This window comes from Mesorhizobium terrae (assembly GCF_008727715.1).
Lineage (GTDB): Bacteria > Pseudomonadota > Alphaproteobacteria > Rhizobiales > Rhizobiaceae > Mesorhizobium > Mesorhizobium terrae.
The window spans coordinates 5,582,323-5,608,986 of sequence record NZ_CP044218.1 but is presented as its reverse complement, the minus strand read 5'-3'; the positions used below and the strand labels follow the sequence as shown (position 1 = coordinate 5,608,986).

At 56.9% G+C, this 26,664-nt stretch carries 22 protein-coding genes and 1 pseudogene; 17 read left to right on the top strand and 6 right to left on the bottom strand.

Annotated elements, in window-relative coordinates; genetic code table 11:
- Nucleotides 1-282: 282 nt before the first annotated feature.
- Nucleotides 283-2,946, top strand: a complete 2,664-nt coding sequence (gene ppdK / locus FZF13_RS28120) for a pyruvate, phosphate dikinase (RefSeq protein WP_024925180.1) — start codon at nucleotides 283-285, stop codon at nucleotides 2,944-2,946.
- Nucleotides 2,947-3,039: 93 nt separating this feature from the next.
- Nucleotides 3,040-3,795 carry a polysaccharide deacetylase family protein gene (locus FZF13_RS28115; RefSeq protein WP_024925181.1) on the top strand — a complete coding sequence of 252 codons (756 nt, stop codon included), beginning with the start codon at nucleotides 3,040-3,042 and terminating at the stop codon, nucleotides 3,793-3,795.
- Nucleotides 3,796-3,886: 91 nt separating this feature from the next.
- Here FZF13_RS28115 and FZF13_RS28110 read toward each other — a convergent pair whose 3' ends face one another.
- Nucleotides 3,887-4,375 carry a RidA family protein gene (locus FZF13_RS28110; protein ID WP_024925182.1) on the bottom strand — a complete coding sequence of 163 codons (489 nt, stop codon included), beginning with the start codon at nucleotides 4,373-4,375 and terminating at the stop codon, nucleotides 3,887-3,889.
- Nucleotides 4,376-4,571: 196 nt separating this feature from the next.
- Here FZF13_RS28110 and FZF13_RS28105 point away from each other — a divergent pair, with 196 nt between their 5' ends.
- Nucleotides 4,572-5,273 carry a TetR/AcrR family transcriptional regulator gene (locus tag FZF13_RS28105; protein ID WP_024925183.1) on the top strand — a complete coding sequence of 234 codons (702 nt, stop codon included), beginning with the start codon at nucleotides 4,572-4,574 and terminating at the stop codon, nucleotides 5,271-5,273.
- 64 nt (nucleotides 5,274-5,337) lie between these two features.
- Here the strand turns inward: FZF13_RS28105 and FZF13_RS28100 are convergent, their stop codons facing one another.
- The 3 genes from FZF13_RS28100 to FZF13_RS28090 form a co-directional block, all read right to left on the bottom strand.
- Nucleotides 5,338-5,883: a glutathione S-transferase family protein gene (locus FZF13_RS28100; protein WP_051504852.1), complete on the bottom strand. Its 546-nt coding sequence runs from the start codon at nucleotides 5,881-5,883 to the stop codon at nucleotides 5,338-5,340.
- Between the two features lie 340 nt (nucleotides 5,884-6,223).
- On the bottom strand, nucleotides 6,224-6,607 hold the full coding sequence (locus tag FZF13_RS28095; protein WP_024925184.1) for a DUF427 domain-containing protein: 384 nt from the start codon (nucleotides 6,605-6,607) through the stop codon (nucleotides 6,224-6,226).
- Nucleotides 6,608-6,698: 91 nt separating this feature from the next.
- Nucleotides 6,699-7,055, bottom strand: a complete 357-nt coding sequence (locus tag FZF13_RS28090) for a hypothetical protein (RefSeq protein ID WP_024925185.1) — start codon at nucleotides 7,053-7,055, stop codon at nucleotides 6,699-6,701.
- Between the two features lie 194 nt (nucleotides 7,056-7,249).
- Here FZF13_RS28090 and FZF13_RS28085 point away from each other — a divergent pair, with 194 nt between their 5' ends.
- Together FZF13_RS28085 and FZF13_RS28080 are read left to right on the top strand one after the other, a co-directional pair.
- Nucleotides 7,250-8,878, top strand: coding sequence for a fatty-acid--CoA ligase (locus tag FZF13_RS28085; RefSeq protein ID WP_024925186.1), 1,629 nt, complete (start codon nucleotides 7,250-7,252; stop codon nucleotides 8,876-8,878).
- Between the two features lie 117 nt (nucleotides 8,879-8,995).
- Complete coding sequence (locus FZF13_RS28080) at nucleotides 8,996-9,784, top strand: DUF1499 domain-containing protein (RefSeq protein WP_024925187.1); 789 nt, start codon at nucleotides 8,996-8,998, stop codon at nucleotides 9,782-9,784.
- Nucleotides 9,785-9,957: 173 nt separating this feature from the next.
- On the opposite strand, the gene FZF13_RS28075 is transcribed toward FZF13_RS28080, so the two are convergent.
- The gene (locus FZF13_RS28075; RefSeq protein ID WP_024925188.1) at nucleotides 9,958-10,866 is read right to left on the bottom strand and encodes an MBL fold metallo-hydrolase; all 909 of its coding nucleotides are present in this window, start codon (nucleotides 10,864-10,866) and stop codon (nucleotides 9,958-9,960) included.
- Nucleotides 10,867-11,057: 191 nt separating this feature from the next.
- Entirely contained in the window at nucleotides 11,058-12,989 is a 1,932-nt protein-coding gene (locus tag FZF13_RS28070; RefSeq protein ID WP_244431222.1) for a polysaccharide biosynthesis protein, read from the bottom strand.
- 307 nt (nucleotides 12,990-13,296) lie between these two features.
- Between FZF13_RS28070 and FZF13_RS28065 the strand changes: the two genes are divergently transcribed.
- From FZF13_RS28065 to FZF13_RS28010, 12 genes and pseudogenes are all read left to right on the top strand, one after another.
- A complete protein-coding gene (locus FZF13_RS28065; RefSeq protein ID WP_024925190.1) occupies nucleotides 13,297-14,298 on the top strand; it encodes an MraY family glycosyltransferase in 1,002 nt (333 codons plus the stop codon).
- A 131-nt stretch (nucleotides 14,299-14,429) separates the two neighbouring features.
- Nucleotides 14,430-15,770: a UDP-glucose dehydrogenase family protein gene (locus FZF13_RS28060; protein ID WP_024925191.1), complete on the top strand. Its 1,341-nt coding sequence runs from the start codon at nucleotides 14,430-14,432 to the stop codon at nucleotides 15,768-15,770.
- A 66-nt stretch (nucleotides 15,771-15,836) separates the two neighbouring features.
- The gene (locus FZF13_RS28055) at nucleotides 15,837-16,907 is read left to right on the top strand and encodes a Gfo/Idh/MocA family protein (RefSeq protein WP_024925192.1); all 1,071 of its coding nucleotides are present in this window, start codon (nucleotides 15,837-15,839) and stop codon (nucleotides 16,905-16,907) included.
- Nucleotides 16,900-17,367: an acyltransferase gene (locus tag FZF13_RS28050; protein WP_024925193.1), complete on the top strand. Its 468-nt coding sequence runs from the start codon at nucleotides 16,900-16,902 to the stop codon at nucleotides 17,365-17,367. Before FZF13_RS28055 ends, FZF13_RS28050 begins: the two co-directional genes overlap by 8 nt.
- A complete protein-coding gene (locus FZF13_RS28045; RefSeq protein ID WP_024925194.1) occupies nucleotides 17,364-18,464 on the top strand; it encodes a DegT/DnrJ/EryC1/StrS family aminotransferase in 1,101 nt (366 codons plus the stop codon). The genes FZF13_RS28050 and FZF13_RS28045 overlap by 4 nt, the downstream gene beginning before the upstream one ends.
- Nucleotides 18,465-19,298: 834 nt before the next feature.
- A complete protein-coding gene (locus tag FZF13_RS28040; RefSeq protein ID WP_024925195.1) occupies nucleotides 19,299-20,240 on the top strand; it encodes a Gfo/Idh/MocA family protein in 942 nt (313 codons plus the stop codon).
- 35 nt (nucleotides 20,241-20,275) lie between these two features.
- Entirely contained in the window at nucleotides 20,276-21,148 is an 873-nt protein-coding gene (locus FZF13_RS28035) for a hypothetical protein (RefSeq protein ID WP_137901198.1), read from the top strand.
- Nucleotides 21,149-21,175: 27 nt separating this feature from the next.
- Nucleotides 21,176-21,793, top strand: coding sequence for an imidazole glycerol phosphate synthase subunit HisH (hisH, locus tag FZF13_RS28030; protein ID WP_024925197.1), 618 nt, complete (start codon nucleotides 21,176-21,178; stop codon nucleotides 21,791-21,793).
- 71 nt (nucleotides 21,794-21,864) lie between these two features.
- Entirely contained in the window at nucleotides 21,865-22,611 is a 747-nt protein-coding gene (locus FZF13_RS28025) for an AglZ/HisF2 family acetamidino modification protein (protein WP_244440138.1), read from the top strand.
- 291 nt (nucleotides 22,612-22,902) lie between these two features.
- Nucleotides 22,903-24,012: an N-acetyl sugar amidotransferase gene (locus tag FZF13_RS28020; RefSeq protein ID WP_081766930.1), complete on the top strand. Its 1,110-nt coding sequence runs from the start codon at nucleotides 22,903-22,905 to the stop codon at nucleotides 24,010-24,012.
- 12 nt (nucleotides 24,013-24,024) lie between these two features.
- On the top strand, nucleotides 24,025-25,227 hold the full coding sequence (locus FZF13_RS28015; protein WP_024925200.1) for a glycosyltransferase: 1,203 nt from the start codon (nucleotides 24,025-24,027) through the stop codon (nucleotides 25,225-25,227).
- A 196-nt stretch (nucleotides 25,228-25,423) separates the two neighbouring features.
- A pseudogene (locus tag FZF13_RS28010) lies at nucleotides 25,424-26,597 on the top strand (IS3 family transposase).
- The last annotated feature ends 67 nt before the right edge of the window (nucleotides 26,598-26,664 follow it).

Genomic DNA, 26,664 nt, shown 5'->3' with positions numbered 1-26,664 from the left:
GCCCGTACTTTGGCGCTGATACCTTTCGCCGGCGCAGGGGTTATGCCCGCTGATTCCGCGGCCTTGCCGCGTAAGCAACCGGCGGCGATGCATCCCGCCACTCTTGTGGATAGGTCGGGTTGCCCGATTTCAGACACATCACCCACCCCTAAAATGGCTTAATCGATTGTAGGCGCCGGCCAAGGTTTCAAGCGCTTGCCTTTCGCAGCGCAGCATCCTAGGCAGGCCGCAAGGCTTACCCCGGGGCGAGGCCCCGCGGCGCAAACAGGCTGAGGAGCAAGCATGACCAAGTGGGTCTACACCTTTGGCGACGGAGCGGCCGAGGGCCGCGCTGGAGACAAGAATCTGCTGGGTGGCAAGGGTGCCAACCTGGCCGAGATGTGCAGCCTGGGGCTGCCGGTGCCTCCGGGCTTTACCATCACCGCCGAAGCCTGCACCCATTATTACGCCAACGACCGCGCCTATCCGGTGACACTCGAAGCCGATGTCGAGGAGGCGCTCGGCCATATCGGCCGCATCGCTGGCCGCCAATTCGGTGATCCCGGCCAGCTGCTCTTGGTTTCGGTGCGTTCGGGATCCCGCGCGTCCATGCCCGGCATGATGGACACCGTGCTCAATCTCGGCCTGAACGACGAGACGGTCGAGGCGCTGGCCGCCGATTCCGGCGACGCGCGGTTTGCCTATGACAGCTACCGCCGTTTCATCCAGATGTATTCCGACGTCGTCATGGGCCTCGACCACGAGGTCTTCGAGGAAATCCTGGAAGACCAGAAGGCCGGTCTCGGTTATGAGCTCGACACCGAGCTTTCGGCCATGGAATGGCAGGGCGTCATTTCCCTCTACAAGGCCAAGGTCGAGGAAGAATTGGGCCGGCCCTTCCCCCAGGACCCGCGCGAGCAATTGTGGGGCGCGGTCGGAGCAGTGTTCTCCAGCTGGATGAACACGCGCGCCATCACCTATCGCCGCCTGCACGACATTCCCGAAAGCTGGGGCACCGCCGTCAACGTGCAGGCGATGGTGTTCGGCAATATGGGCGAGACTTCGGCCACCGGCGTCGCCTTTACCCGCAATCCGTCCACCGGCGACAAGATGCTCTATGGCGAGTTCCTGGTGAACGCGCAGGGCGAGGATGTCGTTGCCGGCATCCGCACCCCGCAGAACATCACCGAGGCCGCCCGCATCGCCGCCGGCTCCGATAAGCCATCGCTGCAGAAGCTGATGCCCGAGGCCTTCGCCAGTTTCGTCGCCATTTCGAACCGGCTCGAAAAGCACTATCGCGACATGCAGGACCTCGAATTCACCATCGAGCGCGGCAAGCTGTGGATGCTGCAGACCCGTTCGGGCAAGCGCACCGCCAAGGCGGCGCTGAAGATCGCCGTCGACATGGCCACTGAAGGCCTGATCTCGAAGGAAGAGGCGGTCGCCCGCATCGATCCGGCTTCGCTCGACCAGTTGCTGCACCCGACCATCGACCCGAAGGCCGAGCGCCATGTCATCGGCATCGGCCTGCCGGCCTCGCCGGGGGCGGCGACCGGCGAGATCGTGTTCTCGTCGGACGATGCCGAGGAACTGAAGTCGCAGGGCCGCAAGGCCATCCTCGTTCGTGTCGAGACGAGCCCCGAGGACATCCACGGCATGCACGCCGCCGAGGGTATTCTGACCACGCGCGGCGGCATGACCAGTCATGCGGCGGTGGTGGCGCGCGGCATGGGCAAGCCGTGCGTGTCGGGCGCCGGCTCGCTGCGCGTCGATCACAAGACCGGCACGCTGATCGCGCTTGGCGCCGCCTTCAAGAAGGGTGACGTCATCACCATCGATGGCGGCAATGGCCAAGTGTTGAAGGGCTCGGTGCCGATGCTGCAGCCCGAACTGTCCGGCGATTTCGCCGCGATCATGGAATGGGCCGACGCCACGCGCCGCATGAAGGTGCGCACCAACGCCGAAACGCCGGCGGATGCCCGCATGGCGCGCTCCTTCGGCGCCGAGGGTATCGGTCTTTGCCGCACCGAGCACATGTTCTTCGACGGTGCCCGCATCATCGCCATGCGCGAGATGATCCTGGCCGACACGGAGAAGGACCGCCGAGCGGCGCTCGCCAAGCTGTTGCCGATGCAGCGCTCGGACTTCCTCGAGCTGTTCGAGATCATGGCCGGCCTGCCGGTGACCATTCGCCTGCTCGACCCGCCGCTGCACGAGTTCCTGCCCAAGACCGAGGAGGAGATCGCCGAGGTCGCCGCCGCCATGAACGTGCCGGCCGACAAGCTGCGCCAGCGCACCGAGGCATTGCACGAGTTCAACCCGATGCTCGGTCATCGCGGCTGCCGGCTCGCCGTCTCCTATCCTGAGATCGCCGAGATGCAGGCGCGCGCTATCTTCGAGGCGGCCGTCGAGGCCGGCCGCAAGGCGGGCGCGCTGGTGGTGCCCGAAATCATGGTGCCACTGGTCGGCATCGTGAAGGAGCTGGACTACGTCAAGACGCGCATCGACCAGGTGGCCAAGGCGGTGATGGCCGAGACCGGTGTCAAGATCGAGTATCTGACCGGCACGATGATCGAACTGCCGCGCGCGGCGATCCGCGCCCATGTCATCGCCGAGACGGCGGAATTCTTCTCCTTCGGCACCAACGACCTGACGCAGACCACTTTCGGCATCAGCCGCGACGACGCCGCATCCTTCCTCGAGACCTATCGCCAGAAGGGTATCATCGAGCAGGACCCGTTCGTGTCGCTGGACCGCGACGGCGTCGGCGAACTGGTGCGCATGGCCGCCGAAAAGGGCAGGGGTACAAGGCCTTCGATCAAGCTCGGCATCTGCGGCGAACATGGCGGCGACCCGGCCTCGATCCATTTCTGCGAGGAAGTCGGGCTGGACTACGTTTCCTGCTCGCCCTTCCGCGTGCCGATCGCCAGGCTGGCGGCGGCGCAGGCGGCGGTAGCTGGCAAGTAAGGCCGGTCAACTTCGCCTGATCGGGTGGCGGAGGTCACGAGATCGCCGCTTTCCGGCGCCAATGCGGGTTGAAACGAAACAACGGGAGCCGGGATGCGCCTGTTTTCCAGCGTTGCCCTGGCGGCCCTGCTTCTGGCGGGAGTCGCCTCGGCCAAGGACCAGGACCTCGTCGAGCCCACCCTGCGCATCGCGCCGGGCGGCAAGGCTTCGCCGCGTGTGGCACTGACCTTCGATGCCTGCATGGGCAAGACCGACCGGCGCATCCTCTCGACACTGATCGACAACCGCGTGCCGGCGACCATCTTCGTCACCAGCCGCTGGCTGAAGCGCAACAAGGACGTGCTGGCCGAAATGCAGGCGCATCCGGACCTGTTCGAGATCGAGGATCATGGCGCCACGCATGTGCCGGCGGTCGATCGGCCGGCCAGTATCTATGGCATCGCGGCTGCCGGTTCGCCTGACGCCGTAAAGGCGGAAGTGGAAGGCGGTGCCGCTGCCATCAAGGCTACCGGTGCCGTGGCGCCGCGTTGGTTCCGTGGCGCCACCGCCCGCTACAGCCCCTCGGCCATCGCGCAGATCCGCCAACTCGGCCTGCGCGTCGCCGGCTATTCGGTGAATGGCGACGGCGGCTCGCTGCTGGGTGCGGCGACCGCCCAGAAACGCATCGCCGCCGCGCATGATGGCGATGTCGTCATCGCTCACATCAACCAGCCGACCCATGCCGCCGGCGACGGTGTCGCCAAGGGCATCCTCGACCTCAAGGCGAAGGGCTTTTCCTTCGTCAAATTGTCCGACGTGCCGGCCGAAGGCTCGCACGGCACCACCGCGCAAACCGTGGCGGGGTACTGAGGGCCGCCTCCCGTTTCCTGCTAGTTTGCTTACAATTTCAGAGGCACGGGCCGACGGCGCCTCCGGAATTGAAAAGTGTGCCAGTTTCGGCCTAGTCGAGTACGGCCACGGCTTCCACCTCGAACAGCATGCCGTCGAGCGCCAGCTTCGGCACCGGGACCAGCGTCTGCGCCGGCAGCGCCGCGCCGAACATCTCCTGGACGTTCTGGGTCAGCACGCCAAGTTTGGACATGTCGTGATCGACCACGAAGATCGTGAGCTTGATGACCTGGTCCGGTTTCGCCCCGACGCCATCCAGCACGGTGCGCAGATTGGTATAGGCCTGTTTCACCTGAACCGCGAAATCGGGCGACAGCGTGCCGGTGCTGTCCATTCCGCCCTGGCCAGCGATGTAGGCAACCCGGCTTCCGGCGGGCGCGACGACGGCATGGCTGTAGCCGAACGGGGCGGGATCGTAGAGACCTTGCGGATTGACGATGGTCGGTTTCCGTCCGTTCTCGCTCGCCTTCGCGGCTGTGGGAACTCCTAGGGTCATGATGATCAGGCCTCCAATAAGCAGATTGTTGATTGTGCGTGACATGGTTTTCCCCTGGCTCCGCGGATTGCCGTAATAAGCCCTCGCGGCCGGTCTGGTTCATCTCCAACCTCGTCGTCCCGCGATTGACTCGTACGTTATACGAGTCATTATATGGTACAACGTACGAGTCAACCGTCCGGCATCGACATTCCTGACGTCGCCTGCCAAAAACAGAGGTTCCGATCAGCGAGGAAGACGGATGTCAGCCAAACCTAGCGGCGCCCGCAAAAACCGGTCTCCACGGACAAGTGCGCAGCCTCAGCCGGCGCAGGAGCCGCGTGGTGAACCGTCGCTTTCGCGCGAGCGTATCGTGGCGACGGCGGTGGAGTTGCTGGACGCCGCAGGGGTGGACGGATTGACGATGCGTGGGCTGGCCGATCGCCTTGGCTCGGGCGTAATGAGCCTGTATTGGCACGTCGACAACAAGGAGGATGTCTTCGATCTGGCGCTCGACGCGGTGCTTGACTATGGCGGACCGCCTGAAATCGTTGAATCTCGGGATTGGCGTGCGGAAGTCGCTCACATGCTCGAAGACTGGCGCGCGAACATGCTGCGCCATCCCTGGTCGGCGTCGCTGTTGCCGCGCCGGGCGCTCGGCCCGAATATCCTCGGTCGCTTGGAGCTCTTGAGCAGGACATTGTCCAAAGCCGGTGTGACGGACGCGGATTTGAACGCCGCGATATGGTCGCTTTGGAACTATGTGATGGGCGCCACCATCACCCGGGCGAGCTTCGGCCCATCGGACGACGACAGGGCCGCCGCGCAGCAGCGCCTGACACGTCTCGGCGAACGATACCCGACAATCGAACGCTCCCGCCTGCTGTTGGACGACGATTGGGACGGCACCTTCCGCAAGGGCCTCGACTTCCTGCTTGATGGCCTCGCGCCGCAGCGGAGTTAGTGGACAGAGATTGCCTCGCTATCAGCGAGGCCGGTATGTCGCTCGCACTTGGGATCTGCCCGGCCTATTTCCAGAGCGATATCCCTTCCTGGGACATGGCACGTTGCACGGCCGCGCGTGCTTCCAAGCGGCTGGCATGCGCGGTCCAGGCCGGATAGCCGTTGCGCATGTCGATGGCCATGCGGTTTCCCCACCGGTAGAAGACCAGCAGATAGGGGTCGACGACGGAGTAGCTGTCGCCCACCGCCCAGGTCCGGTCCATCAGCTTGGTTTCGATGAGTGTGAATGCCGAGAGCAGGTGCTCCTTGCCCTTGTTGACCAGGGGTTCGTACAGGGTCTCGTCTGGCAGGAAGAAATCGGGTCGCCAGACCATGCGAACCGCCACGGCGTGAACCGCGCTCGACAGCCAGTTGAACCACTCGACCGAGCGGACGATGCTCGGCGCATCGCTTCCCAATAGCCCCGCGTCGGGATTGGTGAGGCCAAGATGCAGGAGGATTGCCGGGGCTTCGGTGAGGTTGAAGTTCACGGCGAGCAGGACCGGGATACGCCCCTTCGGGTTCAGTCGGCGAAACTCCTCGGTTCTGGCTTCAGGATGCCCGGGCGACATCAGCGCCAGCGAATAGGACCGCCGATCTCTTCAAGCACGATGTGAGGCGCGAAGGAGCACGAACCTGGCGCGGCGTGGAGCGTGTAGTGCATATGCTTTCCCGGAATTCCTGTGTTCGAAGCCCCAGTATCGGCGGATATGCCGCGTCAGGTTGGGCCTCGGCGGACCTATCGGAAGAGCCAGGTCGCCGGCCGTGAATCGGTACCGTCGCGCAAGAAAAGGACCTTTTGCTGCTGGCCATTTTCGAAGTTGGATCAGGCCCGGGGTGGAAGTTGGCGCCGAAGAAGCGGTGCGTCCGCATGATCGCTGGGTTCGCAGCCGAGCGAGCCTCCTAGGTGGACTATGCCCCGCTTGTCCGGATATCGACCCGGTCGGGATAGAAAGCACCGTTGTCCTTGATGGCGAGCATCTCGTCATAAGGGTCCTGGTAGGCCCACATCACATCCCTGCACGTTTCGCCGCCAGCGCCGGCGCTCCAGTAGCTGGCGTCGCCCTTGTAGGGACAATGGGTCGAGGTGTCGCTCGGGGTCAGCGCATCGAAGCGGATGTCGGCGAAGGGCATGTAGAGCACCGGCGGATAGTTCGCTTCTTGCAAAAGTTGCGCACGGTCGGAGGTCGCAATCACCGCGCCGGCGAAACCGACGGTCACCGTACCCTGATAAGGTCTGACGGTGATGGTGTGGCCGGGATTGCGCTTGAAGCCGGGCGAGGGATTTCGGTCCATGAGGCACCTCCGTTGCTCAAGCCCAATATAGGGCAGGGCAGCGGGCCCAACCAGCAATGCAGCGACGCTGTCGCCGGCAGAGGCCTCGACCTTACGCGGCGACCTTCAACGCATCCATCAGCCCGGCATAGGCGGCGGCGATGCCGGCCACCGGGTTGTCGCTCTTGGATGCGGTTTCCACCTTTAGCGAGCCGCCTTGCGTCGGCAGCGACAAGAGCAGGAACTGCCGGCTCTCGCCTTCGCCGACCGAGGCGGCGGCGACATGCTCGTCGGTGCCGTTGTTGGCCACGCACATGCTGAACAGCAGTTTTCCGCCGACGGCTTCAAGCGCGCCATCTACCACGGAAGCAAAGTCTTCGGTGGAGACCGCCTTGGGCACCGACGTCAGTTCGCCGAGGCTTTCTTCAAGCGCGGATTCCAGGGCTTTATCGTCGATTTGCGGGTCCATGCGAACCTCATTCGTCTCGCCAATTGCGTCCCGCCGTCTCAAATCTATGCAGACTTTGGCCGACTTGACAATGGTAGAGGCAGATTCGCCCGGGTATTGGGCTTTTTGGGGTGTGCCACTGACCTTGCGGCACTATGGACTTTCCCGCAGTTCCTTCCACAATGCTGCAAAAAATACAGAAGAGGAGGAACCGCATGCTTGGACTGATGCAGCAATGGCCGCTGCTTTGCCACAAGATATTGGACAATGCCGCCACCCAGCACGGCAAGCGCGAGGTGGTTTCGCGCTCCTGCGAGGGGCCGATCGTGCGAACCACCTATGCCGAGATCAGGCAGCGCGCCCTAAAGGTGGCGCAGCGCCTGGATCGCGACGGTTTCCGGCTCGGCGACCGCATCGCCACGCTCGCCTGGAACACGGCCCGCCACATCGAGGCCTGGTACGGCATCATGGGCATCGGCGCCGTCTATCACACGCTCAATCCACGCCTGTTCCCCGAACAGCTCGTCTGGATCATGAATCACGCCGAGGATAGGGCGATCTTCGTCGACCTCACCTTCATGCCGCTGCTGGAAAAGATCGCCGGTTCGGTGACGTCGCTGAAGAAGGTGATCGTCCTGACCGACAGCGCGCACATGCCGGCAACGGCGCTGCCCAATGTCGTGGCCTATGAGGAGTGGCTGGCCGAAGCCGATGGTGATTTCCGCTGGGCAAGCTTCGACGAAAACACCGCCGCCGGCATGTGTTACACCTCCGGCACGACCGGCGACCCCAAGGGCGTCCTCTACAGCCATCGTTCCAATGTGCTGCACGCCATGATCGCGGCCATGCCCGACGCGATGGGCATCTCTTCACGCGCCGTCATCATGCCGGTGGTGCCGATGTTCCACGCCAATGCCTGGGGGCTCGGCCAGTCTGGCCCGATGATCGGCGCCAAGATGGTGATGCCCGGCGGCAAGATGGATGGCGCCTCCATCTATGAACTGCTCGACACCGAAAAGGTGAGTTTCACCGCAGCCGTGCCGACGGTGTGGCTGATGCTGCTGCAATATCTGGAGGAGACCGGCAAGAAGCTGCCCTATCTCGACAAGGTGGTGATCGGCGGTTCGGCCTGCCCGCGCGCCATCACCCAGAAATTCCAGGAAAACTACGATGTACAGGTCATCCACGCCTGGGGCATGACCGAGATGAGCCCGCTGGGCACGCTGGGTTCGCTGAAGCCGGAATATGTCGGCCTGACCGGCGAAGCGCGGCTCGACATTCAGCAGACCCAGGGTTTCGCGCCTTTCGGCGTCGAGATGAAGGTGACTGATGACAATGACAACGAGCATCCCTGGGACGGCAAGACCTTCGGCCGACTGAAGGTGCGCGGCCCGGCGGTGGCGCGCGCCTATTATGGCGGCGCGGGCACCGAACAATTCGACGCCGACGGTTGGTTCGACACCGGCGATGTCGCTCATATCGATCCCAACGGCTATATGCAGATCACCGACCGTGCCAAGGATGTCATCAAGTCCGGCGGCGAGTGGATTTCGACCATCGAGCTCGAAAACCTTGCGGTCAGTCATCCCGACATCGCCGAGGCGGCGGCGATCGGCGTGCGCCATTCCAAATGGGACGAGCGGCCGCTGCTGGTGGTGGTGAAGAAACCCGGCAAGGATCTGTCGAAGGACGAGATCCTCGGCTTCATGCAGGGCAAGATCGCCAAATGGTGGATGCCCGATGACGTCGCCTTCGTCGCCGAGATCCCGCACACGGCCACCGGCAAGATCCAGAAAAGCACGCTGCGCGCCCAGTTCCGCGACTATCGCCTGCCGACCGATTAGGCCACGACCTGGGGAGAATCGATCTCCCCGGAAAAGGCGAGAGGATTGCCGCCTTTCATCTTCAATCCGGCGCCGAAACGCTCTAAACCTCGGACCGGACTGGGGAAACTGGTGGCGATGACGGAATATCCCGAACGGCAGGTGGCAAGGGCGGCTGGCTGGTCCAGGCGCACCGGTGCCTTCTCGGCGGTGCTGCTGATCACAGCCTGGGTCGGCCACCATTATGGCTTGGTCGAAACCGGCGGCTTCCTCTGGGTGCTGGCGCTGGTCGCCATTCTGGCCGCATTTGCCCTACTGTTCGCCGGCTTCGCCCTGGCGAGGCTGTGGAGCCATGGCGCCATCGGCGGACGCAACCTGTCGGTCGGCGCCTTGCTGGCGGTGCTGGTGCTGGCGCCCTACGGCTATGCCGGCTATCGGATCGCCTCCTATCCGCCATTGCGCGACATCTCGACCGATCTCGACAATCCGCCGCGACTGGACGTCAGCACGCGCACGCCCGCCATGAACGCGCTGTCGGCGCCGACGCCGGGCGAGGCGCGGCTGCAGGCGGATGTCTATCCGCTGGTGACCGGCCACCGCTACGACCTGCCTTTCGACGAGACGGTCGACGCGGTGGAGAACGTGCTGGACGGGCGCGGCTGGACAATCGTCGGCGACCTGCCGGCGCCCCAGGAAGGCCAGATCGAGGTAACCATCAACGCGCTGGCCACCTCGCTTGGGCTCGACCTGCCCTCCGATGTGGCGATCCGCATCACCGCCGACGGCGAGACGACGCTGGTCGATATGCGTTCCGCCTCGCGTTACGGCCGCCACGACCTTGGCGACAACGCCCAGCGCATTACCTCTTTCCTCACCGAGCTCGACCAGGAGGTTTCCGCCCAGATCGGCGCCACCGCGGCGCAGTGAATGAGGCGGGCCTGAGCGGCGGCTGGCGCATGGCCCGGAATTCGGAGCAGTTTTCGGGAAGGATCATGCGCCAAATCAAAGCGCTGGAGCGTGCTTTGCGCGTCCGTGAGGACGCACGGTGCTCGATCGCTGCTTCGATCGCAGCATTGTCAGCGACGCCGGGCCGACAGGTGTTATGATGCCGGCAGATAGACGCCGTCGATAGAAATCGCGCCCTCGGTGACGACAAGGCCGCGAGCCACCAAATCTTCCAGATGCGCCAGCACGGAGAGCCCGGCGGCGCCGTGCAGTCTGGGATCGGTCTCGCGGTAAATCGCCTCGACCACCGCCTTGATGGTGCGGTCGCCTTGTTTCAGCCGTTCCAGCACCGCGCGCTCGCGCATCTTGCGGTGCGCCTTTAGCCCGCGGATGAAGGTTTTGGGCGCCGTCACCGGTCCGCCATGGCCGGGCAGCAGCACACGGTCGTGCCGCTCCAGCAGGCGGTCGAGCGAGCGCATATAGTCGGCCATGGCGCCATCGGGCGGCGCCACGATGCTGGTCGCCCAGGCCATGACATGGTCGGCCGAGAACAGGATGCCGGTGCCTTCCAGGGCGAAGGCCGCATGGTTGGCGGTGTGCCCGGGCGTCAGAACTGTACGGATCGCCCAGTCGTCGCCTGTGATGACGGAATCGTCCGGCAGCGCGATGTCGGGCCTGAATTCGGTGTCGGCGCTGGCATCGAGCGGATTGGTCTCGCCTATCCTGAGTGGCCGGGCCGGGCGGTGTGGCCCCTCGGCCAAGACAACGGCCCCGGTCGCGGCCTTCAGTCTGGTGGCCAGCGGCGAGTGATCGCGATGTGTGTGGCTGACGAAGATATGGCTTACCGGCCGCCCGGCGATCGCCTCGACCAATGTCTTGAAATGCGCCTCGTCCTCCGGCCCGGGATCGATGACGGCCAACGTGTCGCGACCGACGATGTAGGAATTGGTGCCATGGAAAGTGAACGGGCTTGGATTATTGGCAGTGACGCGCAAAACGCCCGGCGCCACCTCCACCGCCACCCCATAGGCGGGCTCGAACCGGGCATCGAATTTCGGGGGCATAACCTAAGGTCTCCATTTTACTTGGAGTCGAATAGAGTTCAGTCAGCGTTGTGGGAACAGATTTCGACATTAAGTCGATCGGGGACGATCGAATATGTCTAGCAATCGCCGTCCAAAGTATCTTGAACTGTCGATTGGGAAGAAACACCGAAACTAGATTGCTGGAGATCGAATTCCATAGATGCCGATAACTAAGGTTTTTTCATAACCGTTTCTGAAACTGGTTGGGTGGGGTCGGTATACTCTCTACGATATTCTGGCACGATATGGGAAAGCAGATCGATGCTGCGTTCTACGTCATTTCGTTCTACGGCTTCGGTTAGACCCTTCAGTGTTCGCTCAAGCAACGCTTGGTCGATCACGCGCGGCGCGGCAATCACGTAACCTTGTTCGGTACGGCCATCCTGTATTTCCGTTGGATCGAAGAGCTCTTCGTACAATTTTTCGCCGGGGCGTAACCCGGTAAAAACTATGTCAATGTCGATGTGTGGCTTGAAGCCAGCTAACTGGATCATTCGCTCGGCCAAGTCGACGATTTTGACCGGCTCCCCCATGTCAAGAACCATTATCTTGCCGCGCTCAGTTGGGCGCCCCATGGCTTGGGCAGATGCGTGCAAAACCAGCCGTACCGCCTCCGGTATTGTCATGAAGAACCGAACAATATGTGGATGGGTTACAGTCACGGGTCCGCCAGTAGCGATCTGCTCCTGAAAGCGTGGAACAACAGATCCATTGGAACCAAGCACATTGCCGAACCGAACTGTCTTGAAACGCGTGTGGGGGGACCCTACGTCCAGAGACTGACAATAAGCCTCCGCCGCTCGTTTCGTAGCGCCCATAATGTTGGTCGGATTAACAGCCTTATCCGTTGATATCATAACGAAAGTGGATGTTCCGTTCGCCACCGCCGCATTTGCTACGTTACAGGTGCCAACGACGTTCGTCTTCACGCCTTCAACAGGGTTGTCTTCGACCAACGGCACGTGTTTCAGCGCGGCCGCGTGGAAGACGACATTTGGCTTAAATTGTGCAAATAGCTGGTTGATGCGCCCCTCGTCGCGAACATTGGCAATGCGAGTAACAATCGTGAGGTTTGGATGTGTCTCACGCAATTCCTTGTCGAGCATATAAAGATGGAATTCGGAACTGTCCGTGATGATTAACTGATCTGGGCCAAACGTTGCGATCTGTCGGCAAAGTTCTGAGCCGATTGAGCCGCCCGCACCGGTCGCAAGTACCCTGCAGCCCTTGATCAATCGCGCGACACCGTCGATATCGGTATGTACCTCAGGACGACCCAGTAAATCTTCCAGCTCGATGGGCTTCAGTTCAAAAACCGTTCCATTGGTAAGTGTCGCTGGTTGCGTGTGGTCTGGTATTTTCGATATTTTCAGGCCACAAGCAGTCGCTTTCTCAACAATTACCCCCAGTCGACGGCGATCGGGCATATCTTCGGTGACGATAATCTCAGTTACCTGCTTCCGGCCAGCAGCCAGTCGCCTAAGTATTGCTTCAAGATCGTTGAACGCTCCTACAACCCGCACTCCGCGGACGGCACGTGCCTCATTGATATGGGAATCATCAAGAATTCCGACGACATTGATGTTCGAATTTTGCTGTCGGTTTACTGCTCGGATGAAACTTTCCGCGTGATCTGACAGCCCAAGGAGCAGAACTTGCCGAGTACCCCCCGGACGCCGTGAATTGGAAATTGCGGGAAAAAGCTCCGCTCGTTCGAGACTCAGTCGGTAAGCAAGTCTCGCAGCTGAAAGTCCTACCACCTGAAAAAAGAAAGTGAGAACTGGCACGCTTCGAGGAATGTTGTCGCCGCGGAAGAGAAGAAAAGCGCCGATGGTGTAGATAGCTATGGCGAAAAGCGAAGCTTTGATGATTGAGATAACATCCGGGATTGAAACATAGCGCCAAGACCCTCGCGTTAGTCCGAATACCCAGAACATGATGCCGCTAACAGCAGCAAATGCAAAAGTCTTGATGAGAACCCCGCCGGCGTCAACAGCCGAAATGCTGCCATAAGCGGTTATATAAGCGGCTAGAAATGCCAGTGCTGCAACTGCAATGTCGCAGAGATTTGCCAAACGGCGCAGAGTGATTTTCCTGGACAATGTTCTCTTACTCGATCTTCAAATGGGCATACTCGCAGGCCGGCATACAACGAGCAAATTATGTCAACAAGGCATCTGGCAATATGCCTTCCACCTTTTACGTGATCGGCATTAGCTTTTGAAGGTGATGACGCGACGATTCGTGGTTCGAGGCTTCGATTTGATGTCTCGTTGATCGTGGACGCGGAGCGCGTTGATCGGGCGGCTGTCTTGACCTGGATGGTTTGACGACATTAGACAATGGCCGCTCTGTTTGAAGAGCCTTGGCGGCCGAAACCTAAGTTGCTGAAAAATTGACGAGCGCGTTATGGTCATTTTGATCGTTATCATTCTTTTGTCTTTTGTTTTATGTGCCGGTCTCACTTTTGCGATGATGCCGGTTTTCGCGCGTTACTTGACGGCTCAACCGAACGAGCGGTCAGGACATCGCGTTCCGACCCCTCAGGGAGGTGGCGCAGCTGTGGTGATCGTGACGGTGCTGTGCGTCTGGATCGGTATTGTCGCCTCAGATTACAACGTTAATGGATTGCGGCTGCACATCTTAGCTTGTTCAGCGGTTTTCTTGGCTATCGTTGGGGCTCTGGACGACAAATGGGATGTGCCACCTTTGGTGCGATTCATTGGCCAGGTTGCCGCAGTTGCAGTCGTTCTTATGTGGGGGGTAGATGGGTCAAATATTCTAGAAGCATATATGCCGTACCAGGTTGTTTTTCTGGTTACGATACTTGCTGGTACTTGGTTTATCAATCTAGTAAATTTTATGGATGGCGTGGACCTTATTGTGGTCGGCGAAATGGTGCCCCTTACTGCTTGTATCGGATTGTTGGGATGGTTCGGATTTTTGGGGTCGTTGGAAAGTTTAGTAGCTGTGGCGCTTTGTGGCTCCTTATTGGGTTTTGCTTTATTCAACTGGCCGCGAGCAAAGCTGTTCTTGGGGGATGTTGGATCGCTTCCAATAGGGCTTATCGTAGCTTGGTTGTTGTATGAAACAGCGGCGCAAGGGTATTGGGCGGTAGCAATCCTTCTGCCTTTGTATTTTTGTGCCGACGCAACGGTGACTGCCTGCCGGCGTTTGGTGAATCGCGAGCAGCTTTGGAAGGCGCACCGTACCCATTATTATCAAAGAGCGGCGGATAGCGGTCTTTCGGCGCTGCGCATCTCTTCGACGGTCTTTGCTCTCAATTTGGTGCTTTGCGCGTTGGCCATAGCGACAGTTTTTTGGCCCACGCCTGTGGTTCAGGTTGCTGCTGTTGTTGGCGGTGGTGGACTGGTTGGAATCTGCATGCGCTCATTCTCGAAGCGTATGTGAATCTTTTTGCGGAACCGTTTTCTGTTGTATCGCGGGTGAGTATGGTCGTTGAAAATCTCGACATGTAAAATGAAAAATGGCATTAAGCCGCGTCTTTGTGATCGACGCAGCAATTCTGAATTTGGGCTTTGATGAAAATAACGGTTTTCGGTAGCGGCTATGTTGGACTGGTAACAGGCGCGTGCCTGGCCGACGTCGGCAATGATGTTGTTTGCGTCGACGTCGACCGGGATAAAATCGAGAAACTGCGCGATGGCATTGTGCCGATCTATGAGCCCGGTCTGGGAGCGATGATCGAAACCAATCGAGTTGGCGGAAATCTGGATTTCACAACTGATGCTGCCAGAGGCGTTGCCCATGGCAACATATTGTTTATCGCTGTGGGAACCCCGCCGGACGAGGATGGGAGTGCCGACTTGCGTTATGTAATGGCGGTCGCGCAAACGATCGGCATCCATATGGGAGAATACAAGCTCATCGTAAACAAGTCTACGGTTCCCGTTGGGACGGCTGACGCTGTCGAAAGCGAGATCAAGAAGCAGTTGATGGCACGCAATCAGAGCATCGATTTTGATGTTTGCTCAAACCCTGAATTTCTCAAGGAGGGTGCTGCAATCGACGATTTTACAAAGGCGACACGTATCGTCATTGGCGCAGAAACTGCTCAAGCCCTAGAGTTAATGCGCGAACTCTATGCGCCTTATAATCGCAATCACGACAAAATAATTGCGATGGATATCCGGTCGGCTGAACTGACTAAATATGCCGCAAATGCCATGCTGGCGACCAAAATTAGTCTCATGAATGAGTTGGCGAATATCGCCGAGCGCATTGGAGCAGATATTGAGCATGTGCGCATCGGCATCGGCTCTGATCCACGGATAGGCTATCATTTCATATATCCGGGGTGTGGCTACGGCGGCTCCTGCTTTCCTAAGGATATAAGGGCACTCACTCGTTCCGCTGCGAGCTTGGGACTGGATGCCGGCGTGCTCGCCGCGGTAGAGTTGGTCAACGAAAACCAAAAACAAAATTTATTTGCCAAAGTTTCTGACGCATTCTCTGGGAACCTGGCAGGAAAGACAATCGCCGTTTGGGGACTCGCCTTTAAGCCAAATACGGACGACATGCGTGAAGCGCCAAGCCGAACTCTGATGGACAGTTTGTGGGCAGCGGGCGCTCGGGTTCGGGCATTTGATCCGAAGGCGATGGAAGAATGTAGTCGTATATACGGTGATCGGGCTGACCTAGTTCTTTGTGAAACTGCAATCGATGCGCTTCATGGTAGCGATGCGCTGGTGATATGTACCGAGTGGAAGGCCTTCCGGACAGTCGAACCCTCGCTGTTTACTCACACTCTAGCCCATCCGATCGTGATAGATGGGCGCAACATATACGAACCCTCACGAATGCGATCGGCGGGCATCGTCTACTATTCGATCGGTCGTCAGACGGTTCGTCCTTCGTCATAAATTTTTACAGCAACTGTGCGGTAGCCAGTACGACTGGTGTCGCCCGATAGTCAGGAACGCAACGATATGGATCGTTGGAAGTTTGGTCTTGTTGGATGTGGCCGCATAGCAAAGAGACATTCGGAACTGCTTGGACACAAGGCTGTTCCCGGTGCCTCGCTGGGCGCAGTTTGCGACGTTGTGCCAGAGAGAGCCAAGGCCATCGCTGACGAATTCGGAGTTCCTTGGTTCGTCGATATGCACGAAATGATGCGGTCGGGTTTGGTAAACGCAGTGTCCGTTTTGACTGAAAGCGGAAAACACCCCGACCAGGTCATAGAGCTTGCAGGTTATGGCATGCCAATCGTCGTTGAAAAGCCGATGGCTTTGAGCCTAGACGATGCTGATAGGATGATTCTTGCATGCGAGGAGGCGAATGTAAGGCTGTTCGTCGTCAAGCAGAACCGTTTCAACGTCCCTGTGATTAAGTTACGTGATGCTCTGCAGCGTGGTCGCTTTGGCAAACTGGTCCTTGGCACCGTGAGGGTACGCTGGTGTCGACCGCAATCGTATTATGATCAAGCTTCGTGGCGAGGTACCTGGGCGCTCGATGGTGGTGTGCTGACCAACCAGGCCAGTCATCATATAGATCTATTGGAATGGATGATGGGCGAAGTGGAGTCAGTTCAGGGGATGGCAACAACGTCCCTTGCCCATATCGAAGCAGAAGATACTGCCATCGCGACTTTGAAATTCGCTAGCGGAGCACTCGGGGTCATAGAAGCGACAACAGCTGCACGCCCAACAGATCTAGAGGGTTCCTTGTCCATTTTGGGGTCAGAAGGCACTGTCGTAATTGGTGGCTTTGCGGTCAACAAGATGCTGACTTGGCGTTTTACTCACGAAGAGGAAGGGGACGCAGAGGTGTTGGAAAGATACTCAGTCAATCCTCCAAGCGTCTACGGCTTCGGCCATCAAGCCTATTATCAGCATGTGGTTGATTGTTTGGATCGATCAGTACCGCATCTAGTTGACGGCACCCAAGGACGACGGAGTCTCCAACTTATTCACGCGATCTATAAGTCTATCGAAACAGGACAGCGAATCGATCTCAAGTCCGCCCCGGTCTTTCCTTTGCTGGGTAGACGCGATGGCTGACGTTAGACGCCTCTCGGCGGGAATCGTAGATGTATCGTTCGGGCGTGACGTCACCGTTATCGAGCCGTGCAACCTCTACGGCTGCAATGTCGAGGACGAAGTGTTCATCGGCCCCTTTGTGGAAATTCAGAAATCGGTCACCGTCGGCCGGGGTAGCAGAATACAGTCGCACAGCTTCGTATGTGAATTCACAAGCATCGGGGAAGACTGCTTCATCGGTCACGGTGTGATGTTTATCAATGACCGGTTTTCGCGCGGGGGGCCTGCGCGTGGCGATAAGAGCCTATGGCAATCAACACGGGTTGGAAACCGGGTCTCGATCGGCAGCAACGCTACGATACTGCCAGTATATATATGTGATCGGGCCGTTATCGGTGCCGGCGCAGTCGTCACCAAAGATATCACTGAAGCCGCCATTTATGCTGGCAACCCGGCCCGCAAGATCAAGGATCTGCCATGATCAAGTTTCTTGACCTCAATACGCAATATCAGTCGATAAAACCGGAGATCGACGCGGCCATTGCCGCCGTTATCGAAGAATCAGCTTTCATAGGCGGGCGTCACGTTCGTCAGTTCGAGGAAGACTTCGGGAATTGGGTGGGTTCATCGGACTGCATTGGCGTTGCTAACGGCACCGATGCCCTGGAGATCGCGATAGAAGCGCTCGGGTTGCCAGCCGATAGCGAGATTATTGTACCAGCCAATAGTTTTATCGCTACATCCGAGGCGGTCGGCCGGGCAGGACATAAAATCGTGTTCGCCGATGTCGACCCGCACAGTTATACGCTAACCGCGGAAACGGTGCGCGATAAACTATCTGTCCATACTAAAGCAATTATTGCAGTCCATCTATATGGTCATCCCTGTGACATGGACGAGATCATGGGGCTTGCTGGTGAATACGGAATAAAGGTTATCGAAGACAGCGCTCAAGCGCATGGTGCCGAATGCCGCGGTCGAAAAGTTGGCACGCTCGGGGATGTGGCGACGTTCAGCTTCTATCCCGGAAAGAATCTGGGTGCGTATGGCGACGCTGGCGCGATTACAACCAGCGATATTGATCTAGCGCGGCGGATGCGGATGATTGCCAATCACGGCCGCGTCGCGAAATATGACCATGAATTTGAAGGGCGAAACTCGAGGCTTGACGGCATGCAAGCTGCCATCCTGTCAGTCAAATTAAAGCATCTGGACGCGTGGACAAATAAGCGAATCGCTCTTGCAGACCGGTATCTTGAGGTGTTGTCCGGATTTCCGGAGTTGACCTTGCCGATTCGAAAGAATTGGGCAAAGCAAGTTTATCATCTTTTTGTTGTTCGAACAGAACGACGTGATGAGCTTGCCAAGCATCTTGGCGACCGGGGCATTCAAACAGGGGTTCATTACCCTATAGCGTTGCCTAAGCTGCCTGCCTACAGGAAGCATCCTCAAGCGAAGGAAGACATGTTCGCATGCCGAAGTGACAGGGAATTGCTTTCCCTGCCAATTGGCGAGCATATGTCGAATTCGGATATTGATCGGGTGGCGGATGCTATAGGGGGGTTCTTTCCCGGATGAGTTCGGCGAAAGCATCCTCCAATCTGCGACTATCTACGTTGTTACAAGTGCGCTCGCGGCAGCGGTTCCGTAATTACCACTGCCCATCTTGACGAGGAGGCTTCCACCAGAAGATTATGGTATGGTAGCGATGTTCGCTGTCGTCGTACAGATGCTTGGTGCTTTAATGGCCTAAGTGTACGCGGTGCAGTCGCATGCGTTTCTTTGACCGGGGGTGATCGACTTTCCCCGTTATGTCGTATCCCGCTCACTGATCCTTGCGGTCAGCGAAACTGTTGTTTTTTGCAGTCTTTTTCCTCGCCAACTGGCTGTTTGAGTTCACCAAGTTGCCGTTGGAGTGGCTTATGATCGCGGTGCTGACCTCGGCAGCAGGTTGGCTATTCAAATACAACTTTCCATTTGGCAATCTGCACGGAAACCGTAGCGGTTCGGCTTGCTCAGGTTGACTCAAGCCACGCTTGATCTTGGGCTTTCACTATTGCTCATTCTGGGGTTAGCCATGGTTTGGCAGGGGCGGAGAGGAGCTTCCGTTCTTGCTGTTATCCGCCACCGCAGGCATGCTCAAATCCGCGCTTCCTAGCTGCTATTGAAGAGCAATGGCCTTGCTGGAGTTGAGCAGACGTTTCTGTTCGTGCAGATGATAATGTTTGCCGGAACATTTTTTTGTTGCTCGGAGAGCCCATCCGATGCCGTGGCCTGCGCCCTTTGCGTCTTGGCACCAATCGGATTTTCGGTTGCCAACACCTGGAAAAGGCGAATAACACGCTGATTGCTGGCGGCGCCGGCGATCGTGTTTCCATGCGAACAACGCAGTATCCTTAAGAAGGAAGTAACGTGCTGGACATTTCTATCGCAGTGATCGGTGCTGGTTATATGGCGCGCGAACATTTGCGCGCATTCGAGGGTTTGTCCGGGGTGCGGTTAGCGGGAATAGTATCCCGCACACATGAACGCGCTGCGCAGTTGGGTAAGGAATTCAATATTCCTGCATATCCTTCGATTCAGACTCTGTATGAGGCTACCAAGGCAGATTTAGTGGTGGTCACGGTTCCTGAACTGTCGACGGCTGCTGTCGCAAGTCAGTGCTTTGCCCATCCGTGGTCAGTGCTTCTGGAAAAGCCCGCCGGTTACAACTTGGCTGATGCGACGTCTATTCGAGACGCCGCGCGTGGTCGCAACGTTTATGTGGCATTCAATCGCCGCGCGTATTCATCGACCCGCGAGGCTCTAAAGGCATTGGAAAATGTCGATGCCCCACGGTTCATCAAAGTGGTTGATCAGCAAGATCAGGAGGCAGCCATGCGCAACCATGGTCAGCCTGAATTGGTGGCCGAAAACTACATGTTCGCCAATTCCATTCACGTAATCGACTATTTCAGGGTTTTCGGCCGAGGCAAGATCATCGACGTCACGCCGGTTATCGCCTGGAATCCGAAGGAACCGGGAGTTGTCATAGCCAAGGTGACCTTCGATAGCGGTGATGTTGGCCTTTACGAAGGTATATGGAATGGGCCCGGACCGTGGAGCCTAACTATAACCACGCCTCACAAAAGACTTGAATTGCGCCCTTTGGAGCAGGGGAGCCTACAACTCCGCGAAACACGTACGCAGATTCCGCTCGAAATTAGCCAGGACGACACCATGTTCAAACCGGGTCTCCGCTGGCAGGCAATGCAGGCCGCTGCCGCTGTGCGAGGGCAAATGCACTCACTCGCTACGATCGACGATTCGTGGGAATCGATGAAGCTTGTCGCAGACATATTCGGAATGAGATGATGGCCCTATCAAGGGCGACCAGGTCGGAGCCGGAAATGGCTTCGCTGCTTCGCGGTTTTGAGACGCACAACCACGTTTGCGATTTGGTCGTCGACGGTATTTCGCTCTGGCGGTTTCTGCGTTTCGAAATTGGCTTGGCACTTCAGAATCTGGGCTTGCGTCGGATCCCGATGACAATAGCTTCTCTCATTCGGGCGCTTTTTCAGGGAGGCTGGGGTTACGTCAGGGCGCCGCGCGGATTCCGTTACATTGGAAAGACATCGAATTCGGGGTTAAGAGGTCACGATGGGTGCGGCCGTTTCGACGTCTATTTTGATGATCTGATCGACGCTGTTCCTGGTGGCGAGATGTCGTCATTGGACGCCGGACGACTGGAGCTTAATGAAAGAAACGCCTATGGGCGGGCGGTGTTTGACTGCACGTCGTTGTTAATCGGCCGTGCCAACCTTGGTTGTTTTTCGGTTGAGTCCCACGGTCGAGCCGTGCTGCGGAAGACGTCTGAGCTGCTTGTTGGCGGGCTGAGCCTAGCGGAATTCAGTTCTAGTTATCTTCAGAGAAAACTCAACGTGTTTAAGAGGCGGACATTATGTGATTCTGCCGCGGAATTTGATGACCCGGTAATCCGATCAGACAGGCGTGTGACTATCGGTTCGGGTAATGATAGTCCCGTGACGCACGAGGTGATTGCCTTGCCTGATTTGCATGTGAGCGTGTTTTCGGCCTGCACTACGATTCACTCGGGATTAGAACTCCAACTGCCGTTGTCCCCATGGCCAGGATACCAAGCTGTGCAAGATCTTCTCAACGAAGGAAGCGCCTACCTTCTCAAGTCGCCGCAACATCTCGCCGATATCGTTAGGGTGCGCGATTTTGGCTGTGTGTCACCTCAGACGTCAGAATATCCTTGATGGGCTAGAAAGAGAGATGGCTTCCCGATGATAACTATTGTTGATTATGGGACGAGTAACCTCGGCTCCATGCAGAACATGTTAAAGAAGATTGGGGCTTCTTCCAGATTGGCGTCGACGTCAGGGGAACTTCGAGATGCTGACAAGATAATCTTGCCTGGGGTCGGCTCTTTTGACGCTGGAATGAAGAGGCTCAACGAGAGCGGCATGGTGCCCATATTAACCGAGAAGGCACTGGTGCAGAAGGTGCCTGTGCTTGGTGTCTGTCTCGGCATGCAATTGATGACCCGAGGTAGTGAGGAGGGTACTTTAAATGGTCTCGGTTGGCTAAACGCGGTTGCAAAACGGTTTGACCAGCGGGATGATCCTGATCTCAAGGTTCCACATATGGGATGGAACGAAGTTTTTGTAAGAAAAGATGATGTCTTTGCGAGCGCTCTACCAACCAGCGCTCGATTTTATTTTGCTCATTCCTATCACGTGGTATGCGACAGCCAAGATGACGTACTATTGGAGGCCCGTTACGGGAAGGCAGCAATTACTGCGTCGATCGCTGCGGGGAACGTAATCGCTGCACAATTCCATCCCGAGAAGAGCCATAAGTTCGGAATGTGGTTTCTAAAGAGGTTTGTCGAGCGGCGATAGCTGTCTCGAATAGGTATGCGACAGAACTGAAATCGATAGCGGGGTCTTTAGGCTAGATGTTGAGGATTCGCGTGATTCCCACATTGCTACTTCGTGGCGCAGGACTGGTGAAAACCACGAATTTCGCCAAACCCAAATATGTAGGAGATCCCATCAACGCCATAAAGATATTCAACGACAAAGAGGTCGACGAACTAGTTTTGCTTGACATAAGTGCAACCAGAGAGGGAAAGGGTCCCGCTTATGAAGTCGTGGAGAGCATAGCAAGTGAATGCTTCATGCCTGTTGCGTACGGAGGCGGGATTCGAACGATCGAGGAAATGCGACGAATCCTTAATACTGGTGTCGAGAAAATCATTATCAATAGTGCTGCAATTCATGATCCGAGCGTGATCGAGGCCGCTGCCCGGGAATTCGGTAGCCAAGCCGTGATCGTTTCTGTTGATGTCAAAAGAAATTTCTTGGGTCATTATAAGGTCTTTTCAAGCAGTGGATCGAAGACGACCAAACTCGATCCCGTCGCTTGGAGCAAGCATGCGCAGGAACGAGGCGCGGGTGAAATTCTTCTCACTTCAATCGATCGCGACGGAACGATGAAGGGTTATGACACCAACCTGATATCGGCGGTTAGCAAATCGGTGAATATTCCCGTAATTGCCTCGGGCGGCGCCGGTAGTCTTACGGATTTCAGCAAAGCGGTGAAGGATGGTGGTGCTTCCGCAGTTGCTGCAGGCGCGATGTTTGTCTTTCATGGCCCGCACCGGGCTGTTCTGATAACCTATCCAAATCGGGAAGAGCTTGAGGCGGTCTTTGCATGACGCGATTTTGTGCGTGCTCCCGATTACCATCATATGCCCGCTTTGCGATGATTGCCCGCATGGGAGCTGAGAATGTGCAAAACCTGACACAATGTCTTTCTCGTTCTTGAAAAGGCGAGGTGCCCTTTGTTCGTGGAATGCTCTCTTGCTCCATCTGCCGTAGCCGTGGCTAAGGGCTGGTTGTTTTTTTGGTTGATCCGATTCTCCAGAGCGTCCATTGCACTTGGCATAGAACGCAACTGATCTGTCTGAGTGCACTCACAGCGTCAGGGATTTTGTTTGGAATTTGATATGACGATTATCTGTACCCGCTGCATAATGGATACGACGGATCCTGACATCGTGTTCGACAACGATGGGGTCTGCAGCCACTGTCATCGTTATGATAGGGTTTCGATGCAAAGGCTGATCCCGACCGAGCAACGGACTGCTCGACTTGAGGCGCTCGTTTCAGAAATTAAAGCAGCGGGAGCCGGCAAAGATTACGACTGCGTTATCGGCGTAAGTGGCGGTGTCGATAGCACTTATGTTGCTTATGTCGTTAAGAATTTGGGTCTGAGACCACTAGCTATTCATCTCGATAATGGCTGGAATTCGGAACTTGCGGTTGCAAATATCCAAAAGACGTTGGATGTACTTGGAATTGATTTACATACTCATGTCATCGATTGGGAGGAATTTCGAGATCTGCAATTATCTTTTCTGAAAGCCTCAACTCCGGACGGAGAAGTCCCGACAGATCATGCTATCTTTGCCTTGCTCTACGAGATGGCGAATAAATACGGCCTCAAGTATGTTATTACTGGGACAAATATCGTTTCCGAAGCCATTTTGCCAGAAAAGTGGGGGTATGGCTATTTTGACTGGAGGTATGTGAGCGACGTGCATCGCCGTTTTGGCTCCACAAAACTGGCAACGTACCCGCATTTTTCACTTGCTCGCTTATTTTATTATGTATTTTTTAGAAAAATTAGATTGATATCTATTTTAAACTATATTGACTACGAAAAGAAAGAGGCGATGGATGTTCTTCAGGGTAAGCTTGGGTGGGTGTATTATGGAGGTAAGCACTATGAATCTATATACACTAGATTTTATCAGGCTTATTGGCTGCTGCGGAAATTTAATATCGATAAACGTAAAGCGCACTATTCGAATTTGATATTGTCAGGTCAGATGACTCGTGATGAAGCGTTGCGCGGATTAGAGGAGCCCGTATACCCGGAAAATCTCCTCATCGAAGATCGCGACTATGCTACAAAAAAGTTGCGTCAGACGCCGGATAGCATGGAAGCAATGATGCAGGCGCCAAACAAGACTTTCTTAGACTATAGAACCAGTCACTCGTTATTCGAGAAAGCGAAAACCTTAGTCAACGCGACGCGCCGCTACATCGGCTGACACGGACAATTGATGCTGACGGTCCTTTACATTCATATGACTGGCGCTTTTGGCGGCTCGTCCCGCAGCCTTTCAGAGGCGATCGGCGCTTTCCCAAAAGGGGCCGTGAAAGCATTCTTTGTAGCGCCGTCCGGGACGGCGACGCGCTTCTTCTCTTCCCTCGGCGAGGTTGTTGAAGCAAGAGGGCTTAGTCAATTCGATAACACGCGATATGGCAGATACTGCGGTTTGCGGTGGCTCGTGTTAGCTCGCGAAATTGCCTTGTTACCAGCCACCTTCGTGGCATTGCGGCGGGCGCGCCGGCTCTGGCCGAAGGTCGATATCATCCATGTCAACGAGTTCACCGGATTGTTGCCTTGGCTGTTAGCACGTTGGTGGTTCAAGGTTCCGGTTGTTGTGCATGTGCGATCTGTGGCCTCCAACGACAAGTCGTTGCGTACCCGTTTTGTAAATCACCTATTACGGGAGAAGGCTGAAGCGGTTGTGGCCATTGATCAAACCGTACGACGCAGCTTGCCAGAGGACTTGCCCACAGAGGTCATTCACAATGCCTTTACTCCATCTGGCGCGGCCGCTGACGATGGCAGCTTAACTCGTCTTAAACTCCGCGAAACGTCGCTAAAGATTGGTTTTGTCGGCAATCTACTGAAAGTGAAGGGAATTCATGATCTTGTAGAAGCGGCTCGTATCTTGAATGAGCGAGGCGTTGACGTTGAATACATCGTGGTTGGCGATGATGCCGCGCCGTCGCGCGGACTGCGCGCACGAGCACTCGGGCTGTTGGGGCTGCGCCAAGATATGAAGGCTGAGGTCGAAGTAGCCATCGATGCTTATCAGCTTCGCAATCGGTTCCATATGGTCGGATTCAGTCATAATATTGCGAAGGCTTATGCGCGTATGGACGTGCTTTGTTTCCCCTCGCACTATGATGCACCTGGACGCCCGATTTTCGAGGCGGCCTTTGCCGGTGTTCCAAGCATAGTTGCAATCCAAAACCCGACTTCCGACACGTTGATCAATGGAGAGACGGGCCTTGCCGTGCCGCCTCGTAATCCGATAGCGCTTGCAAGCGCCATCGAGAAGCTAGCCCGCGAGCCGGAATTGGCTTTCAGGATGGGTGTTGCGGCAAAGGCAATGGCTCAACGCAACTTTGACCCGCAGATGAATTCTGCAGAATTGCTAGCGCTCTATCGCCGGGTTTTTGCGAAGCAATAGCTGTTTAAGTATCCTCGAAGAGCGCCGATTTCTAGCTCTGACTGCTGCATGCATCAGAAAACAGATTACCCATGACGAACAGTTCCAGCACCCTTTGCGAAGCGGACCGTGGTGTTTGGAGCAGAAGATGTGGCCTGTCCCCTGAAAAGTGGTCCTCACCAAGGTATGGCTTTTGAGCCAGTGGAGGATTGTAGAAATGGCAAGAAGGAGACACTGCGCGAAAGAGTTCGTCACGAAGATGCGGCAGGTTGATGTTCTGAGCTCATAAGGAAAATCGGTTGCGGACGCGACTCGATCATTTGGTGTGAGGGAAGTTGCGTACCACCGTTGGTGCGCTGAATACGATGGTTGAAGGGCGGCCAGGTCAGGCGGTTGAAGGAGCTCAAGATGAAGAACTCACGTCTTCGCCGCGCCATCTCCGACCTGACGCTGGACAAACTGGTCCTGGTGGAAGCTGTGCGGGAAAACTTCCGAGCTCGCGCGCCGCCGTGCTTGTGTGTAAAATGTTGTTGCCGGAGCTTGGTCTCCGCGAGTACTGTGCGTGCTGGGTTCTCGGCCTGCATCGTTCCATGCAGCGCAAGGTTCCAACCACACCAGGTGATGAAGCGGCTTTGACTGCCGATATCATCGCGCTTGCCATCCAATTGGCCGCTACGGCTATCGCCGCATCACGGTGCTGCTGCAGCGTGCGGGCTAGGTAGTGAAAGTCAAACGGCCTGAACGGATCTGACTGCGCGAGGGACTGAAAGTTCCGCAGAAGCAGCCCAAACGAAGCCGCCTGTGGCTGAACGAGGGATCACGCATCCGGTTGCGGCCGGAATATTCCAACCATGTCTGGTCTTATGACTTTATCGAGGATTGCGCCCATAACGGAAGGAAATTCCGCATGCTCAACGTAATCGACGAGTTCATGAGGGAATGCATCTCCATCAGGGCCAATTGGAGGCTCAAAGCCGTCGATGTGATCGACGTTCTCACCGGCCTGTTCATCTTGCGCGGCGTCCCGCCAGATTTCGATCTGATAGTGGCACCGAGTTCATTGCCAAGGCTCTGCGTGAATGGATCGCCACCCCTGCGCTAAGACCGTTTACATCATGCCTGGCAGCTCTTGGGAAAATGAGTGGTGCGAGAGCTTCAACTTGAAGCTTTGTGACGAACTGCTCGATTGTGAAAACTTCCACGCGCTGAAGGGAGCCCTGATCGGCATAGAAGTTTGGCGCCAGTATCATAGTACCGTGCGGCCAAATTTATCGCTGGGTTACAAACCGCGTGCGCCGGAAGCATCCCCTTGGCCGGCCGCGCGATCCGGATCAGCTTCGCCGGTCACCCCGGCCGTAGAGCCGGGCCATCATACATTAACATTCAACTAGGCCCACTCGATGCAGGCAGGCCCCTCAAGGCAACTGTTATTTTCCGATCTTGCGATTGACTGCCAAG